Source organism: Lactococcus sp. LG1267, from assembly GCF_017309545.1.
GTDB lineage: Bacteria > Bacillota > Bacilli > Lactobacillales > Streptococcaceae > Lactococcus > Lactococcus petauri.
On record NZ_CP071295.1, the window covers coordinates 1,488,530 to 1,506,159 of the forward strand.

General features: G+C 37.5%; 19 protein-coding genes and 1 riboswitch. Of the genes, 17 read left to right on the forward strand and 2 right to left on the reverse strand.

The genetic code is table 11. The features are described 5' to 3' along the window. Positions 1 to 92 precede the first annotated feature (92 nt). Positions 93 to 1,451 (reverse strand): MFS transporter, encoded by a 1,359-nt coding sequence (locus tag J0J33_RS07295; protein ID WP_206889087.1) that lies wholly within the window; start codon positions 1,449 to 1,451, stop codon positions 93 to 95. 352 nt (positions 1,452 to 1,803) lie between these two features. Between J0J33_RS07295 and spx the strand changes: the two genes are divergently transcribed. The 14 genes from spx to thiE all read left to right on the forward strand — a co-directional run bounded on the left by spx (position 1,804) and on the right by thiE (position 14,441). Beyond that, positions 1,804 to 2,199 (forward strand): transcriptional regulator Spx, encoded by a 396-nt coding sequence (gene spx / locus J0J33_RS07300; RefSeq protein ID WP_019292298.1) that lies wholly within the window; start codon positions 1,804 to 1,806, stop codon positions 2,197 to 2,199. A gap of 44 nt (positions 2,200 to 2,243) precedes the next feature. After that, the gene (locus J0J33_RS07305) at positions 2,244 to 3,341 is read left to right on the forward strand and encodes a lactate oxidase (RefSeq protein ID WP_019292297.1); all 1,098 of its coding nucleotides are present in this window, start codon (positions 2,244 to 2,246) and stop codon (positions 3,339 to 3,341) included. A gap of 200 nt (positions 3,342 to 3,541) precedes the next feature. Then, a complete protein-coding gene (gene spxB / locus J0J33_RS07310) occupies positions 3,542 to 5,335 on the forward strand; it encodes a pyruvate oxidase (RefSeq protein ID WP_206921647.1) in 1,794 nt (597 codons plus the stop codon). 18 nt (positions 5,336 to 5,353) lie between these two features. Further along, on the forward strand, positions 5,354 to 5,614 hold the full coding sequence (locus J0J33_RS07315) for a (4Fe-4S)-binding protein (RefSeq protein ID WP_019293910.1): 261 nt from the start codon (positions 5,354 to 5,356) through the stop codon (positions 5,612 to 5,614). Positions 5,615 to 5,632: 18 nt separating this feature from the next. After that, entirely contained in the window at positions 5,633 to 5,905 is a 273-nt protein-coding gene (locus J0J33_RS07320) for a GNAT family N-acetyltransferase (RefSeq protein WP_019292295.1), read from the forward strand. A gap of 77 nt (positions 5,906 to 5,982) precedes the next feature. Beyond that, positions 5,983 to 7,305, forward strand: a complete 1,323-nt coding sequence (locus tag J0J33_RS07325) for an NAD(P)/FAD-dependent oxidoreductase (RefSeq protein ID WP_206889093.1) — start codon at positions 5,983 to 5,985, stop codon at positions 7,303 to 7,305. Between the two features lie 151 nt (positions 7,306 to 7,456). Further along, positions 7,457 to 8,440 (forward strand): LacI family DNA-binding transcriptional regulator, encoded by a 984-nt coding sequence (locus tag J0J33_RS07330; protein ID WP_019293913.1) that lies wholly within the window; start codon positions 7,457 to 7,459, stop codon positions 8,438 to 8,440. Between the two features lies 1 nt (position 8,441). Beyond that, the gene (gene rbsK, locus J0J33_RS07335) at positions 8,442 to 9,350 is read left to right on the forward strand and encodes a ribokinase (RefSeq protein WP_019293914.1); all 909 of its coding nucleotides are present in this window, start codon (positions 8,442 to 8,444) and stop codon (positions 9,348 to 9,350) included. 11 nt (positions 9,351 to 9,361) lie between these two features. Next, positions 9,362 to 9,757, forward strand: coding sequence for a D-ribose pyranase (gene rbsD, locus J0J33_RS07340; RefSeq protein WP_019292291.1), 396 nt, complete (start codon positions 9,362 to 9,364; stop codon positions 9,755 to 9,757). 25 nt (positions 9,758 to 9,782) lie between these two features. Continuing rightward, positions 9,783 to 10,670: a ribose/proton symporter RbsU gene (gene rbsU, locus J0J33_RS07345; protein ID WP_019292290.1), complete on the forward strand. Its 888-nt coding sequence runs from the start codon at positions 9,783 to 9,785 to the stop codon at positions 10,668 to 10,670. A gap of 179 nt (positions 10,671 to 10,849) precedes the next feature. Next, on the forward strand, positions 10,850 to 11,935 hold the full coding sequence (rsgA, locus tag J0J33_RS07350; RefSeq protein WP_206921648.1) for a ribosome small subunit-dependent GTPase A: 1,086 nt from the start codon (positions 10,850 to 10,852) through the stop codon (positions 11,933 to 11,935). Between the two features lie 144 nt (positions 11,936 to 12,079). Then, positions 12,080 to 12,183: riboswitch (TPP riboswitch) on the forward strand. A 68-nt stretch (positions 12,184 to 12,251) separates the two neighbouring features. Next, complete coding sequence (thiM, locus tag J0J33_RS07355) at positions 12,252 to 13,013, forward strand: hydroxyethylthiazole kinase (protein WP_019293916.1); 762 nt, start codon at positions 12,252 to 12,254, stop codon at positions 13,011 to 13,013. Beyond that, on the forward strand, positions 13,010 to 13,810 hold the full coding sequence (gene thiD, locus J0J33_RS07360; RefSeq protein WP_019293917.1) for a bifunctional hydroxymethylpyrimidine kinase/phosphomethylpyrimidine kinase: 801 nt from the start codon (positions 13,010 to 13,012) through the stop codon (positions 13,808 to 13,810). Before thiM ends, thiD begins: the two co-directional genes overlap by 4 nt. Then, a complete protein-coding gene (gene thiE / locus J0J33_RS07365; protein WP_206889112.1) occupies positions 13,803 to 14,441 on the forward strand; it encodes a thiamine phosphate synthase in 639 nt (212 codons plus the stop codon). The genes thiD and thiE overlap by 8 nt, the downstream gene beginning before the upstream one ends. A gap of 163 nt (positions 14,442 to 14,604) precedes the next feature. Here thiE and J0J33_RS07370 read toward each other — a convergent pair. Beyond that, positions 14,605 to 15,749 (reverse strand): IS3 family transposase gene (locus J0J33_RS07370; RefSeq protein ID WP_206889150.1). Its coding sequence is split into 2 segments (ribosomal slippage): positions 14,605 to 15,518 and positions 15,518 to 15,749, totalling 1,146 coding nucleotides; the frame shifts between segments, so codons are not numbered across the junction. Positions 15,750 to 15,840: 91 nt separating this feature from the next. On the opposite strand from J0J33_RS07370, the gene J0J33_RS07375 reads away from it, so the two are divergent. The 3 genes from J0J33_RS07375 to J0J33_RS10800 all read left to right on the forward strand — a co-directional run bounded on the left by J0J33_RS07375 (position 15,841) and on the right by J0J33_RS10800 (position 17,603). Beyond that, entirely contained in the window at positions 15,841 to 16,182 is a 342-nt protein-coding gene (locus tag J0J33_RS07375; protein ID WP_206889114.1) for a YxeA family protein, read from the forward strand. Between the two features lie 140 nt (positions 16,183 to 16,322). Then, complete coding sequence (locus tag J0J33_RS10795) at positions 16,323 to 17,012, forward strand: hypothetical protein (protein WP_242526914.1); 690 nt, start codon at positions 16,323 to 16,325, stop codon at positions 17,010 to 17,012. Between the two features lie 102 nt (positions 17,013 to 17,114). After that, the gene (locus J0J33_RS10800) at positions 17,115 to 17,603 is read left to right on the forward strand and encodes a hypothetical protein (protein WP_242526915.1); all 489 of its coding nucleotides are present in this window, start codon (positions 17,115 to 17,117) and stop codon (positions 17,601 to 17,603) included. Positions 17,604 to 17,630: the final 27 nt, after the last annotated feature.

Sequence of the window (17,630 nt, forward strand, 5' to 3'; positions counted from 1 at the left end):
AAAAAGTGTCTGGGCTTAAGTTTTAATAATGAGTTAGATGGTCTTTAGATTGTTTTACATAAATAAAAAAAGAGCACAGGAATGCTCTTTTTTTATTTTTTCTTATTTTTCAATGCAGAATAACTTGCAAAGAGTCCCAGAATTACTAATACGAAGAACATGAGTAGAATGACTGATGTCCCAAATTGAGTGCCTTCTTTAAATCCTTGAGCGTGTTGAAAGACAGAGAGAATGTTGGCTACCAAAGCAGTTGCAATGGCTCCGATAAATTGTTGTGATGTATTAACCAATGCATTTCCGTCTGAGAGCTCTTCTGATGAAAGTGTGCTTAAACTGCTGGTCATTAAGTTGCTGTAGGAAACACCCAGTCCAAGCATCATAACGATATGTGCAATCAATAATAAAATAAGTGATTGCGTTGGTAGGAAAACAAAAAGTAAAATGATACCAAAGCTTGCAGTTAATAAACCAAAGGTGATTGGCTTCTTCGCACCAACCTGATCCAAGATTTTCCCAGAAATTGGAGCGAGGATTGCTCCGACAAGAGCTCCTGGAAACATAAAGAGTCCAGCCACAGCAGAGCTATATCCCGCAGAAACTTGGATAAAGTTAGGTAAAATAAAGGATAGACCTAAAAGAAGACCTTGATAAACCAGAAGCGTAAAGAGAAGTGCAACAAATTTATGATGACGTAATATAGCTAATTCGATCAGTGTTTCTTTACGATTATAATAAACAAAGAGTAGGGCACTTAAAATACCAACAATAAAGAGAATTACAAAGGTCAGAATTTGCTCGGCGCTCAAGGCAGAAATGAAGACGAAAAACATGACAGAAAGTGCCAAAACTGGTCGAAGTGCCAGTTTTTTTGTCGTTTGTTTTTTCTCTTCTGGAAGTGAAGAAAGACCAATAATTAGGGATACAACGATTAATGGAAGTAAAAAGATGTAAATATAGCGCCAATCCAATGCGTTTGAGATGATACCACCATAAGTTGGCCCAATGGCCGGTGCAATTGATGTTGTCACTGTTCCTAATCCCATCATCAAACCACGTTTTTCAAGCGGCGCCTTGGTTAAGATAAGGTGGAACATTAAAGGCAAAGCAATACCGGTTCCAACACCTTGTAAAAGGCGTCCGGCCAGCAAGAGGGTAAAGTTAGGTGAAAAGCAATTAATCAGGACACCAAGGAAGAAAAGAAGATTCCCAGATATAAAGAGCTTACGAGACGAGAAGTGCTGATTAAAGTACGAAGACAAAGGAATAATAATCGCAATTGCTAATAGGTAAATAGTGGTCACCCACTGTATCTTGGAAGTACTTAGCCCAAACTCAGTAATTAATTGAGGGAAGGTCACGTTCATCGCTGTTTCGATTAATACACCTGAAAAAGACAAGAGCCCGGTAGCAATGACAGCACCTAAGAGATGAAATTGTTTGTTTTTATTCATGCAGTTAAATGTCCTCCTAATTTAAACAAAAAGAGGCGAAATTATTATCCTAAAATAATAATTTCGCCTCTGTATAATATCAACATAAATCTATGTTATCTGTACGAAAGTTATAACTTTTCTATTATAACTTCTATGATAAAAAAATGCAACTGTAAATATGAAAGGAAAGCCTAAGAAATCTAATTGAAATGTTCTTGTTATTTAACTATCAAAAATTTAACCTGTATTTATTACTTAATTATTGATATTTTGAGGAAAAGGAGTTATTATATAGTTGTGTTTACAAACGTAAACAATTCGAGCAAGTGAGTTTCACTTCCTACAATAGAAATAAAATGGAGAAGACAAGATGATTAAATTTTACTACACTCCCTCATGTACCAGCTGTCGGAAAGCAAAAGTTTGGTTAGAAAACCACAATCTGGAATACACAGAGCATAACTTATTTGCTGATCCTTTGACAGAAGAGGAGATTGGTGAATTGTTAGCTAAAACAGAAAACGGCACTGAAGATCTCATTTCAACACGTTCACAAGCATTTAAAAATTTAAACGTCAATGTAGAAGATATGACTGTTAAAGAGTGGACAAAATTCATCTCACAACATCCGGAGCTTCTTCGCCGACCACTTTTAGTGAAAGGTCCACAGCTCCAAGCTGGATTTAATGAAGATCAATTGCGCAGTTTCTTTTCGAGAGAATATCGTCAAATTGAATTACAAGAAACAAAGAGCGCAGTAGCTTAAAGTACAAACTTGAAAAAATAATAGAAAAGAAAGAGGAAATAACCATGGCATATGTTACTAGTAATGATGAACAAAAAGTAGAAATCGTAAATATTGCTTCGCTTGAGAGACGTGTAAAAGATCGTATGGAAGCTCAAGGGAATAAAGGTGCCTTTGGTTATATTCGTGGTGGCGCAGAGGATGAGTGGACAATGCGAGAAAACACAGCTTCCTTTAATACTAAAACAATCTCTCCTCGTGTGTTACGGGGAATTGATTCTGCAGACTTGAGAACCAGCATTTTTGGAATTGATCTTAAAACACCGATTATACAAGCTCCGGTGGCTGCACAAGGTTTAGCTCATATGGAAGGAGAGGTTGATACAGCTAAAGCCATGGAAGAAATGGGATCACTTTTCTCTATTTCAACTTATGGTTCAACATCTGTGGAAGATGCAGCAGCAGCAGTTAATGGAGCACCGCAATTTTTTCAACTTTATATGAGTAAAGATGACCAATTTAATCAGTTCTTGCTTGAAAAAGCTGTAAAATCTGGAGTTAAAGCGATTATCTTAACTGCTGACTCTACACTAGGTGGATATCGCGAAGAAGATGTGATTAATCATTTCCAATTTCCACTTCCAATGCCAAATTTGGCAGCATTTTCTGAGTCGGATGGCGTAGGAAAAGGTATTTTTGAAATTTATGCGGAAGCAAAACAAGGTCTCGTTCTCTCTGACATTCAAAAAATTAAAAACTGGACAAATCTTCCTGTTATCGTGAAAGGTATTCAAGATCCAGTTGATGCGATGGAGGCTATTGCAGCTGGTGCTGATGGTATTTGGGTATCTAATCACGGAGGTCGCCAGCTTGATGGAGGACCAGCTTCCTTTACCGTCCTTCCAAGAATTGCACAAGTGGTCAATAAACGTGTCCCAATTATTTTTGATAGTGGTGTACGTCGTGGGGAGCATGTCTTCAAAGCTTTAGCTAGTGGTGCAGACCTTGTTGCTATTGGTCGTCCCGTACTTTACGGCTTAAACTTAGGCGGGAAAGAGGGTGTTAAATCAGTGTTTGAACATCTTAATAAAGAATTATCGATTACCATGCAGTTAGCTGGTGCTAAAGATATTGAAGCTATCAAAAACACCGACTTACTTTAAATTTGAGTAAGTTAAATCAAAAAGTGTACCGAAAATCCTCTCTTAAAAAGTTATTTTTCGGGTATCTTTACCTTTTCAGACTATTTCGTAGTATAATTAAGATATATTGAAATGAAAAGGCTTTCGCTAGAGAGCAGCAATTCGTCATCTAATTTTCGGTCACTCATATTTTAAGTTTTTAGAAATGAGAGGAAATAGTAATGGTAGAAACAATAAAAGCTGGTGTTGCAGCAGTTAAAGTTCTTGAAAATTGGGGAGTAAAAGATATTTATGGTCTGCCAGGTGGCTCCATTAATTCTTTGATGGATGCCCTCTTAGAAGAAAAAGAGCGTATTCATTTTGTTCAGGTCCGTCATGAAGAAGTGGGTGCGATGGCTGCAAGTATGCACGCTAAATTTACAGGACATATCGGTGTAGCCTTCGGTTCTGCAGGACCTGGGGGAACACACTTAATGAACGGTTTATATGATGCAAAAGAAGATCATGTTCCTCTGTTGGCAATTATTGGTCAATTTGGCACTACTGGAATGAATATGGATACTTTCCAAGAAATGAATGAAGATCCAATTTATGCTGATGTTTCAGTCTACCATCGTGTGGTCATGACCGCACAATCGCTTCCTCATATTATTGACGAAGCGATTCGTCAAGCCTACAGCAAAAGAGGTGTGGCTGTAGTTCAACTTCCTGTTGATCTGGGTTGGCAAGAAATTGAAAAAGATTCATGGTTTGATGCAAGTCAAGCTTATATCCAACCGGAACTTGCTGAACCCAAGCAAAAGACTATTGAGCAAGCGATGCAAATTTTACAAAATGCTGAACGTACTGTCATTTTCTCTGGTATCGGGATGCGTGGCGCAGGGACTGAACTTATGGAGCTTTCAAGAAAAATTAAAGCCCCAGTAATGGTTTCCGCACTGGCTATTGATATTATGGATGATGACTTTGAGGCTTTTCTTGGATCGCCTACTCGAGTTTCAAGAAAACCAGCTAATGATGCTATTGCAAACGCAGATACGGTTTTAATGCTGGGCACGAACCAACCTTTTATCGATGTTACGAATATGTTTGAACATGTGAAACACGTGATTCAAGTAGATATCGATCCTGCAAAACTAGGCAAACGACAACGGACAGAACTCAGCATTTTAGCAGATGCTAAAAAAGTTGTGAAAGCCCTCTCTCAGCAAATGAAGGAAAAAGAAGAGACACCTTGGTGGCGTGCTAATGTAAAAAATATCGCCAACTGGAAAAATTATACGCAGACCCTTGAAGAAGATAAAGAAAATCCGTTGAATCTTTATCAGGTCTATCATGCTATTAATAAAGTCGCGAAAAAGGATGCACTTTTTTCCACTGATGTTGGAGATGTTACGATGACATCTGTTCGTCATTTGCATATGGGTAAAGGTCAACTTTGGCGCACTTCTGGTTTATTTGCGACAATGGGTGTTGGGCTTCCCGGTGCGATTGCGGCCAAGTTAGATTTCCCTAATCGTCAAGTGTGGTCACTTTCAGGTGATGGTGCTTTTTCAATGGTTATGCAAGATTTAGCAACTCAAGCTCAAGAAAAGTTACCAATTATTAATGTCGTTTTCTCTAATCAACAGTTTGGTTTTATCAAAGATGAGCAAGAAACGACTAATAAAGGTTATCTTGGGGTGGAATTTACTGGGATTGATTTTGCAAAAGTTGCTGAGGCAATGGGCGTTCATGGCTTTACAGTTAACAAAGTCGAAGAGTTGGACTATGTTTTTGCCCAAGCAATGAAGTTGGTTGAATCAGGCTTACCTGTACTTATTGATGCTAAAATTACGGGTGAAAGTCCTATTCCAGTGGAACGTCTGCAGCTTGATCCTAAACAATATCCACAAGAAACTATTGATGCTTTCAAAGAACGTTTCCATGCTGAAAAATTACAACCTTTTGCTGTTTATATGGAGGAAGAAGGTTTAGTTGAGGCAGGAAAGGCGACAGACTTGGGAGGCTTCTAATCACATTAAGGGGGGAAAATGGACAATTCAAAAATTAATAATCAAGCAACAACTGATGAAAACTTGGATCAAGCAGGTTACCGACGTTATCGTGGTAAGGAAATGGATATCTATTATAATGCTCAAATTTGTGAGCATGCAGGAGAATGTGTACGTGGTAATGCAGCTGTATGGGAAGTGGGGCGCAGACCATGGATTATCCCAGATAATGGAGAAAAATTTGATAATCAAGAGATTATCAATCGTTGTCCATCTGGTGCACTAAAATTTATCAAGTAAGAAGAAAAGAGGAAGACTATGAAAACTGTTGAAGAAGACAACAACATTATCTTGTACAATGACAATAATGAACGCATCGGCGAGATGACATTTATGAGAATGGGCAATAATATTGTTATCACTCATACAGGTGTTGCTATTGAATATCGAGGCCAGGGTCTTGCTCAACTACTTTTAAAAGCAGGGATTGAGAAAGCACGTAAAGAAAATCTCAAACTTCAAGCGACTTGCCCGTATGCGGCAAAGTATTTTAGAACCCACAAAGAAGAATTACAAGACGTTTTAAAATAGGAAAAACAAGTCAAAACATTCGCGTTTTGGCTTTTTTCCTATTATGATGGATTTAAGAGAAAGTTGGAGGAGCAGATATGGAAAAATATGACTATATTATTATCGGTGCAGGACCTGGAGGGAATGCACTAGCTTATGCACTCAAAGAGCAGGGAGCATCTGTCCTAATTGCGGAAAAGGATAAATGGGGCGGAACGTGCCCGAACTATGGTTGTGATCCCACAAAGATTATGATGGCACTTGTCGAAGCAAAGTATAAAGCAGAAAATCTCGTATCTGCTGGTTTACACGGTAACCTTAGAATTGATTGGCAAGAAATGCTAGCTCGAAAAAGAGCATACAGTGATGCCATTCCTTCAAGCACTGAACAAGGATTGAAAAGCGCAGGCATTAAGACTGTTTATGGCTCGGCAAGTTTTCAGACCGATGGACATCTAGATGTCGGGGATAAGGCATACTTTGCGGATAACTATATCCTAGCAACTGGTGCACGACCAAGGGTTTTGGATATTCCGGGTAATGAGTTTTTACTGACTTCCAATGACTTCTTAGAGCTAGAGGAACTTCCCAAACGTCTTGTTTTCTTAGGTTCGGGTTATGTCTCACTTGAATTAGCGCAAATCGCTAATGCAGCGGGAGCTGAGGTTTCTGTTCTCACACACGGTGCACTAAAAATTCGAGGTTTCGCGGATGAATTTGCAGCCTCGTATATTAAGCAATTACAAAACGAAGGCATTTCCTTTATTGATAATTTTTCGCCTGAAAGGCTTGAACAAACTGACTCAGGAATCAAAATCACTAGTGAAGACAATCGCAAAGTCACTGCTGATGGTGTTATCTCAGCAGTCGGGCGTATTCCAAATATTGAAGACCTAAATCTCGACGCTGTCGGTGTAAAAACAACGGCTAAAGGTATTGAAGTTAATGAATTTTTACAAACTAATAATCCAAATATATATGCTATCGGAGATGCTTTAGATAAAAAACAACCCAAACTAACCCCTGTTTCAGGTTTTGAAGCCAGATACCTTGCACGTTATTTTGCACAGGACGGTGAAATTGAAGGTATCAAATATCCGGCCATTCCTACTGTTATTTTTGGATCTAGCAAACTCGCCCAAATTGGTCAAACCAAAATTCTTGATAAAGAAAATGAGCGAAACATAGATATGACGGATTGGTATACCTATAAACGCATAGCTGATCCTCTTTCAAAAATTAATGTTATTGTAAATGATAAAAATGAAATTCTTGGAGCGACACTTCTCTCGACAGTGGCAGAAGAACTTGTAAATATCTTGAATTTCTGTATTAATCAAGCTATTAATTTGGACAAATTTCAAAATATGATCATGGCCTATCCCACAATTGCTAGTGATTTATTCTATCTTTATGACTAAAAAGCAGAAAGAGCCAAGTTTGAGGCTCTTTTTTTACGTTTTTTAATTAATCTAATAATTTTTAGTTTATGCTTGACATATTTACAGCAAGCTATTACAATAGTTAAGTAATATGTGAGAACGTTTCCACATTATGTCACAAGGAGGTCTATTGGCTACAATCAAACAGGTTGCCTCGAAAGCTGGCGTTTCCGTGTCTACAGTTTCAAGATATATCACACATAACGGATATGTTAGCGCAGAAGCAGAGGTAAAGATTAAAAATGCGATTCAAGACTTGAATTACTCACCAAATATCTCGGCTCAGTCTCTAAAAAGTAAAAAAAGTAACTTGGTCGGTCTTTTATTGCCTGATATCTCTAATCCCTTCTTTCCAATGTTGGCGAAAGGAGTGGAAGAATTTCTTAGAGAAAAAGGCTACCAACTAATTTTAGGGAATGTTAGTGAAGATCGTGAAATCATCAAGTCCTATCTTCAGTTTTTAGTTCAAAGCAATGCTGCTGGTGTCATCACAACGGTTGACTTTAAGGAAGAATTTCCTGAGTTTGATTTACCTGCAGTAACTGTGGATCGTGTAGGTAAGAAAAGTGAATTTGGTGTCTTCTCTGACAACAGCCACGGCGGATTTCTGGCTGCCAAGGCTGTAGTAGAAGCAGGAGCACAGCAGATTGCAGTTGTTCGAGGACCATTGACAACGGATAATACGAATGAACGCTTTAGTTCTAGTATTACCTACTTAAATCAAGCAGCGGTGGACTATCAAGTTTTTCAAAGTATGAGCTATGATTTTTTGGAAATCCAAGCGGAAGCAGAAAAACTTCTCAAAGAACAAAACACTCTTGATACGATTATTCTGCCTTCTGATGTTCATGCGGTTGCATATATGCAGGAGATTCATCGCATAAATAAACGTATTCCTGAAGATATCCAACTGATTGGTTATGATGATATTTTGATGAGCAAATACGTTTATCCCGCTCTTTCAACAATTCATCAACCCGCTTATGAAATGGGGCATGAAGCGGCCCAATTAATTTATAAAATGGCAAACCATCAGCCAATTGACCAAAAACAGATTAAACTTAAAGTTTCTTATGTTGAACGTGACAGTACAAGAAAAATAAAGGAGAACTAAAATGAATAAGATCACAATTATTGGCAGTATCAACCTAGATACAACTTTGAGAGTAAGCAATATGCCGAAACCAGGTGAGACTTTACATGCAAAAGAACATTTTACTGCCGGTGGCGGTAAAGGTGCCAACCAAGCGGTAGCAGCAAAGCGTTCTGGCGCTGATACTTTCTTTATCGGTGCCATTGGTAAAGACGGTGCTGGACAAATGATGCGTGAGCTTTTAGAGTATGAAGATATAGATACTTCAGCTGTCCAACTCTTAGAAAGCCAATCTACAGGTCAAGCCTTTATTACCGTGGATGATTCTGGTGAAAACAGCATTATGATTTTCTCAGGGGCGAATAATGCATTTACATCGGATCACGTTGAAAACTCAAAGCATATTATTGCCAACAGCGATTTTTTGATTGCCCAATTTGAAAGTGCCCTTGACAGTACAGTTACTGCCTTTAAGCTTGCTAAAGAAAATGATGTTAGAACTATTCTTAATCCAGCACCTGCGAGAACGGATATTCCACAAGAGCTCTTAGCTACAACCGATATCATTATTCCCAATGAAACTGAAGCTGAACTCATAACTGGAATAAAAGTAGAAGATGAGCATAGTCTAAAAGCTGCTGCTGATTACTTCCACAATCTTGGTATTGAAGCAGTGATTATCACCTTAGGAAGTAAGGGAGCTTATTATGATATCAAAGATGGCAAGTCTGGTATTATTCCTGCTTTCAAGGTAGCGGCTGTCGATACAACAGCTGCTGGTGATACTTTCATCGGTGCTTTAAGCACTGTTTTAAAAGCTGATTTCAGTAATATTGAGGATGCTATTCTTTATGGCAGTAAAGCTTCATCACTGACTGTACAAAGATACGGCGCACAACCCTCTATCCCTTACAAAAATGAACTGGATTAGGAGTATTTCAAATGAAAAAAACAAAAGTTATAAATTCTGATATTTCACGTGTCATTGCTCAAATGGGTCACTTTGACAAGCTTAGCATTGGTGATGCTGGGATGCCAGTTCCAAGAGGAACAGAAAAAATTGACTTGGCTGTAGATAATGGTATTCCAAGCTTCATGGACGTCTTAAATAACGTTTTAGAAGAACTTGAAGTTCAAAAAATCTATCTTGCTGAAGAGATAAAAGAAAATAACCCAAAAATTTTAACTCAAATTACTGATCGCTTACCTAATACACCTGTCGAATTTATTCCACATAGCGATATGAAGGCAGAGTTAAATAACTGTCATGCCTTTATCCGTACAGGAGAAATGACACCTTACGCAAACATCTTACTAGAAAGCAATGTCGTATTTTAAAGACAAATAGGAGAAAAACAAAAACATGAATACAACAGCACTATTAATTGGCCTTGGCCCGCTTCTTGGTTGGGGGCTTTACCCAACAATCGTTTCAAAAATTGGTGGGAAACCCGTCAACCAAATCCTTGGTTCAACTTTAGGTACTCTAATTTTTGCCCTAGTTTTTTCCATGTCACAAGGCATTCATTTAGCTTCAGGGATGGATTTATTTCTCGGTATTTTATCTGGAATCGGTTGGGCTGCAGGGCAAATCGTAACTTTTTACTGTTTTAGTTTGATTGGTTCTTCTAAAGTAATGCCAATTACGACAGCTTTCCAACTCTTAGCTGCATCACTTTGGGGTGTTGTTGCTTTGGGAAACTGGCCTGGTGTTAGTGCTAAAATTTTGGGAGCTTTCTCTCTTATACTTATTATTTTTGGTGCGAGCTTGACTGTTTGGTCTGAAGAAAAAACGCCTGCAAGTACGGGGCTTTTGAGAAAAGTAGTTATTTTCTTAGCGCTTGGTGCGATTGGATATTGGGCCTACTCTGCTGCACCTCAAGCTAGTAACTTGTCAGGTCAAGAAGCCTTTCTCCCACAAGCCATTGGTATGCTCTTGACTGCTCTTATTTACAGTATTGTCATCTCTTTCAAAGAAAAGTCAAAAATGGCAATCTTTGAAAGTGTATCATACAAACATATCATCTCCGGTTTCTTCTTTGCATTTGCGGCCTTAACTTATCTCATCTCTGCTCAACCTGATATGAATGGTTTGGCGACTGGATTTATTCTTTCTCAAACATCTGTTGTTTTAGCAACTTTGACAGGAATCTGGTTCTTAAATCAAAGAAAAACAAAAAAAGAAATGCTCCTAACAATTATTGGTCTGGTCTTAATCATTATTGCAGCCTCAATAACTGTTACTATCTAAAGAGAAATACAGCTTTAAAGGCTGTATTTTTTTATATTAAGATATGCTATACTTGAAGTAAAAGTAAGGAGCAATTATGCACGTAAATAAGGAAATTGTAAGACATGGGGAGGCACTTGCTCACGTCTGAACCATGTTGTCTCCCAATAAGTTACTAAAACTTTTTGGAGGAACAAAACTTGAACACAAACTATAGATTAAATACATTAGGCTTCACAGAAAAATTTAAAAAAGAAGCTATGAATTATCCAGATTTTTATCCCGGACGAGTGATTGAGCAGAATCGCAATCAATACATCGTCGCAACTCAATCAGGTGAAGTCAAAGCAGAAGTATCGGGGAAATATCGTTTTGAAGCATTAGAATCACTTGACTTTCCAGTAGTCGGCGATTTCGTTCTCTTAGATCGAGAAACAGATTCTACTGGACGGGCACAAATTCAGCGCTGTTTGCCACGCCACTCAGCTCTTATTCGTAAAGCAGCTGGAGAGACGCATGAACGCCAACTTATGGCGACTAATATAGATAAAGTCTTGATTTGTATGTCGCTTAATGAAGACTTTAATCTACGACGAGCAGAGCGTTATCTTACCCTAGTATGGGAATCAGGTGCTCTTCCTGTATTTGTATTAACTAAAACAGATGTAGCACAGAATATGGAACAAAAACAAGCAGCTCTCCAAGTGATTAGTTTAGGTGTTGATATTATTCTGACATCCTCACAAACTGAAAATGGATATTTTCCTTTACAATCCTACATCACGGCCGGAGAAACCTATGTTTTGATTGGTTCATCTGGTGTGGGTAAATCAACATTGGTTAACGCATTATTGGGACAAAAAGCGTTAAAAACAAATAATCTACGCAGTGATGGAAAAGGAAAGCACACCACAACACAACGTAGGCTATTTAAATTACCTTCAGGAGCTATGATTATTGATACGCCGGGGATACGTGAAGTTGGCTTAGATCGGGCAAATTTTAGTGAAAGCTTCTCAGATATTGAAGCTTTAGAATCGCAATGCAAGTTTTCTGATTGTAAGCATGGCAATGAACCCGCATGTGCTATTCAAGGCGCTCTTGCACAAGGTGAACTTTCATTTGAACGTTTTTCAAACTACCAAAAGCTACTAAAAGAAATAGCTTATGCAGGTCTAAATAACAGAGAAATTGAAAGAAAAAAACTCGACACAATGTTTAAAGAAGTTGGCGGCATGAAAAATGTTCGTAAAGCACTAAAACAAAAAAATAAACGTTACTACTAGAAGACAAAGCACTGATCTTTACTCATCAGTGCTTTTTATGATAGAACCAATAAAAATTTGAGCGCTTGCTTTATCTTTATGACACAGTATGTTATACTAAAATTAATTTCTATATGAAATATAATCCTATAGAAAAAATAAATATCATAACACAATGGGTACCGATAAAATGATCATTTTATCAGTTGAGAAAAACCATCAAACCTGCTCGGGTTAAGACCTGCGAAGGGATGTGTCATTACTACTTTTAGTTTATCTAACTTGATGTGGTATGTTTTTTGCTTTCCCCTCCTTGTGTTTACAAAGGAGTTTTTTTATGTCAACTTTAACAGAAATTCGTCATCAAAAGCCTTTAATCTTAAGTCTTACGAATAGTGTTACCATCCAAAGAGTTGCTGATCTTGTAAGTTTTCTAGGTGCTTCACCTTTAATGTCGTCCGAAAAGGATGAAATTAAAGATCTCCTTACACTTGCAAGTGTACTTGTTTTAAATACAGGTACTTTGAGCCAAGAAGATGTACCACTTTTCATTGTAGCGGGACGTTTAGCAAACGAAAAAGGAATCCCGGTTGTTTTAGATCCAGTAGCCGTACACGTTCCTTATAGGGCCAAAATCATGAAACAACTCTTATCTGAAATTCACTTCGATATTATCCGAGGGAATGCTTCGGAAATTGCTTGGTTTGCTGAAGAGGAAGAAAAGAGTAAAGGTATCGACTCACTTGCTACGACTATCAGCAGTAATAATGCAAAAAGTGCAGCAAAAAAAACAAATGCTGTTATTGTTCAGACGGGACAAACAGATGTCATCACAGATGGAAATCATCTGCATTATGTGAAGACAAGCAGCAAACTTTTTGAAATAAATGTTGGATGTGGTGATATGTTAACTGCGGCGATCGCTACTTTTTCAGCCACAAATTCTCACCTACTTGAAGCTTCATATGAAGCTACTAAATTTTTTAGTGAATCTGGAATCCAGGCAGAACGACAAGTCAAAGGGCTTCCTGGAGATTTTATCACTGCCTTATTAAATAATATCTATTGCAGTTCAAAGAAAGCGGGGCTAAGAAAATGATTGAGGTACCACAAGTTGTCACAATTGCAGGTATTGATTCAAGTGGAGGAGCAGGAATTAATGCGGATCTTAAAACTTTTCACAGTCAAAAAGTTTATTCGGCTACGATTGTTGTAGGTCTGACTGCTCAAAATACACTTGGGGTGCAAGAGATTTCAAGTGTAGCGCCTCATTTTATATTATCGCAATTTGACTCAGTGTTTTCTGACTTAGATATTTCTGCTGCAAAAACAGGGGCACTTTTCGATGTAGCTCAAGTTAAAGCTGTTATCACAGGAATTAAACGCTATCAACCCCAACATTTGGTAGTTGATCCGGTGATGGTTGCGAAAGGAGGTACCGTTCTTCTTTCAGATGAAGCTATCAGGTGCATAAAAAAAGACCTTTTTCCCTTAGCAGAACTCATTACGCCGAATCTGCAAGAAGCAGAAGTACTTCTGGATTACCCGATTTCTAATGAGGAAGAGATACGACAAGCGCTTTATGATCTGCAAAGTTTGGGGGCGAAAAATGTTCTGATTAAAGGAGGGCATTCAGCGCGAGAAACTGTGACAGATTTATTATTGACAGAATCTGGTGAAATTATGTGTTATTCTGCTTCAAGAATTCATACAAATCGAACACATGGTACAGGGGATACACTTTCCTCATATATTACAGCTCATCTTGCACGGGGAGAAGAACTGCTTGATATTTTACCTCATGCAAAATCCTTTATCACAAACGCAATAAAAGAAAGTATTAATGTTGGTCACGGACACGGTCCTCTTAATCATTGGGTAAGATGTGATGAATAAAGAATATTTAAAGTGTTATTTTATTGCAGGTCCACAAAATTTTGCTGAATTATCCATAGAAAAAGCAGTCAAAAAAATTATTGTGATTCTACAGTCAGGAGTATCTTCCTATCAATTTCGCGATAAAGGAACAATTTATAGGAATCAAAATCAAAGAATGACCACTGTATTGAAGCTCCAAGAAGCAGCAAAGGACTTACATATCCCTTTTATTGTCAATGATGATTTAGAACTGGCTTGCATGATCCAAGCAGATGGGGTTCATCTTGGACAACAAGATAGAGCAATTGCAGAAGCCAGAGAAAAGCTAGGCCCGAAAAAATATATTGGGCTATCGGTTAGAAATAAACAAGAACTCTTAGCAGCACAAAAAAGTGACGCAGATTATCTTGGCATTGGCCCCATTTATCCTACAAGCAGTAAATCAGATGCTGCCGAGCCATTTGGAGAAAAACAACTGAGAGAGTTGCTTCTTGTAAATCAAAAATCAATCGTTGGAATTGGTGGCATTACTCTTGATTCGCTAAATAAACTGAGCCAAATGCCTTTGGATGGAGTAGCAGTTATTTCACTTTTAACAAGAGCAACAAATCCACAAAATATCGTAAGAAAAATACACGCACTATTTTAGACAAAAAATAGTATTTATCATTAAAAAGTCTCCTTTTATTACTTATAATAAACACAAAAACATGAATGTTCAAATTGCTCTTAAAAATGTATTTATGTTTTAGTATACTATAAATAAATAAGACTATTTGGACTAATGTCAAATTTGTAGACAGAAAAAAGTGTTAATTGATTGAATTAAAGTAATTTTCTTCTTTCTGATTAGGAGTGAGTCCAAGATTAGCCGAATGTGGGTTGTAATTGTTATAAAAATTCTCAATATATTCAAAGCAATCTAATTGAACCTGTTTCATATTTTGATAATTTTTTCGGTTGATTTGTCTATGCTTCAAATACTTGAAAAATGCTTCAGTAACGGCATTATCATAAGGATATCCAGGCTTAGAAAAAGAATGCATGATATTATTGTCATCAATTATTTTTCTAAATTCAATGGCCTTAAATTGTGAACCTTGGTCAGAATGGAAGAGAAGTGTTCCTTCAATCTTTCTTTTATTAAGTGCTAATTCTAGAGTGTCACATGCTAACTTTGCATCGATACGATGACTGAGTTTCCAAGCAATACATTTTCTAGAGTAGAGATCAAGTATAGCGCAGAGATAGACATGTTTCTTATATCCGATAGAAATATAGGTGAAGTCTGTTGTCCATACTTGATTTGGTTGGTCAGGATTAAATTCTTGCTTGAGTAAGTTCTGAGGGTACGTTTTTTGAACTTCTTTAAGTGAGCGTTTTGGCTTAACGGTTGCCATTTTAGGGAGCGCCATATTCTTCATGAGACGGTAAATTCTTCCTTCAGAGATTTTTGTATCATAGTCTCTTTGAAGAATGACCTTGATAGACTTCACACCAAGTCTTTTGTTTGCTTTGGTATAAATTTGAAGTATTTGTTTTCTATAAATTTGATTATCCAGTTCTCTTTTTGAGGGCTTATGTTTTAAAAATTTATAGTAAGTAGAACGATTGACATGTAAAACACGACACAAGGTTGTTGTGGCGTGTTCAAAGCGTAACCGATAGACAGCGAGGAGTCTTACTTTAAGTTTTGCATGAATATGGCACTTGCTTTTTTTAAGATGAGGTTCTCCTCTTCAAGCTGTGCATTACGTTTTTGTAGGTCTTGTATTTGTTTGGCAGTAAGTACAGAATTATCTTCGAGTTTAACTTGAGAATACTGTTTGATCCATTTAGAAAGTGCTGTTTGAGATACACCATAGTCTTTACAGAGTTCAGACTGAGTTTTTCCAGTTTGATAAAGATTGACAAGGGATTGTTTGAATTCTTCATCGTAGCGTTTAGATTTTGACATAGGATGTCCTTTCGTTTTCATGTCTTTTAAAACAGATTATAACACATAAAGTTCTGTCTACTTTTATAGTATACATCCAATTGGAGAAAATATGAAAAGATTTATTGGGTTAACTGTTGTATCAATTATTTTTTGTGGAGGATATTTTGCTTTAAAACATATTTTAAACACGACTGACTATTACGCGAAAGTTACTTTGGAAAACAAGACGAGTTCTGTGACCAGAAGCACTTCTGATTCAGAAAGTGAATACGTCTATTTCTTCAAATCCTCTAATAGTAAAGGGGAAATCAAAGATCTACGTTTACGTGCAGATTCATTACGTGAAGGTGTATACATCATGGCTCACATAAATTACGATAAGATTGTACGTTGGAATATTGTAGAAGAAAGAAGTGTTCCACCAAAAGCGCTAGAGAAGATAAAGTTATAGAACAAAAATAATGCCTACTGCATTATTTTTTTATTTTCTTTAATATTAATAAATGTTTAAGCAATTAATTCACTTTTGTTCTGACAATTCTGTACAATTAAAATATAAAGCGCTATCACACCGAAAGATTGGAGAAGGATATGAAAATTAATACAAGGAAAAGAAAGTTCACCTTAGCTTCTGTGGTGTTACTTGCTGCAGTTTCAAACATGATTGTTTCTCAATCAGCTGTGGAGGCCGTAACGACCACCATTAAAAATCAGGTCTCTAATGGTGAGGTTGTTATTTATGCACAACAGGCTGGACCTTCAAGTGCTGCCGCTACGGGAAATGCTATCGGGAATAATGACGGTACACAACAAGCTGCAGGTGAATCTTCAACATCTACGGCGACAAATAACTTAACAATGTCGAACGTTCAGTTTTCTGCAACTAAAATTACACCGACTGGTGCTGCTTCTGCAATGGTTAACAGTACAGGTGATGTTGTATCTTCAGCCTTTACAGCCGATGTTTCAACAAGAAAAATTCAGAAAACCGATACAAATGGTATGACGGACTTTACGGGACTTACTGATGGTTATTGGCTTTTTCATCAAATGACTTTAGTTGGTGGTGTCCAGACCGTTAAGGATTTTATTGTGACGGTTAATACTTCCGATACAACCAATAAAGGTCCACTGAATGTCTATCCGAAGCAGGATATGACGAAATATAAAAACTTATTTGATATTGCTGCTACAAACGCTGATGATAACTACAACGGAAAAACGCCTAATGAACTTGTATCACCCAATGCAGATACGACAACTTTAATTGATACAAATTAGAGTGACGCTGCGAATACAACGACAGCAGCAGCTGGAAACAAGGTCGGTTGGAACGTCAATACAAGCTTTGATAAATCACAATGGGTCAATACTTCTGATACAGTGACTTCGCCTGATATCGCAGATAATGTTAAAGCAAAATTTACGATTGAAGATACGATTCCAGCAGGATTCACAATCGGTATTCCAACGCTTAAGGCGGGTACAACAGCTTTAACACCTGAAGTAGATTATACAATGACCATTACGAATCAAGTGGTTTCAGTTTCTTTAACAAATGATGGCATGAAAAAAGTAGCTGGTCTACTAGATGCAGCAACAGGTAGAATAAATATGAACCTCTACATTCCTACGACAGTATCAGGTAGTGTTACAGCGGGGTCATATAAAGATAATGCCAAAACAACAATCATCAATGCTTACGGTGTCGATCTCAGTTCAACACCTAAAAATTCTACTGTAAATATTGGTGGTGTCCAACTGACGAAAACGGATGGGACTTCAGCAATTACTTCATCTCCAGCTACATTTGTGCTGGTAAGAGCAAAAGATGCAGCCGCGGCTGAGGCCTTGGTTAAAAAACATGCCTAAAGCTTTAATGGCTCTTCTTCAGATCTT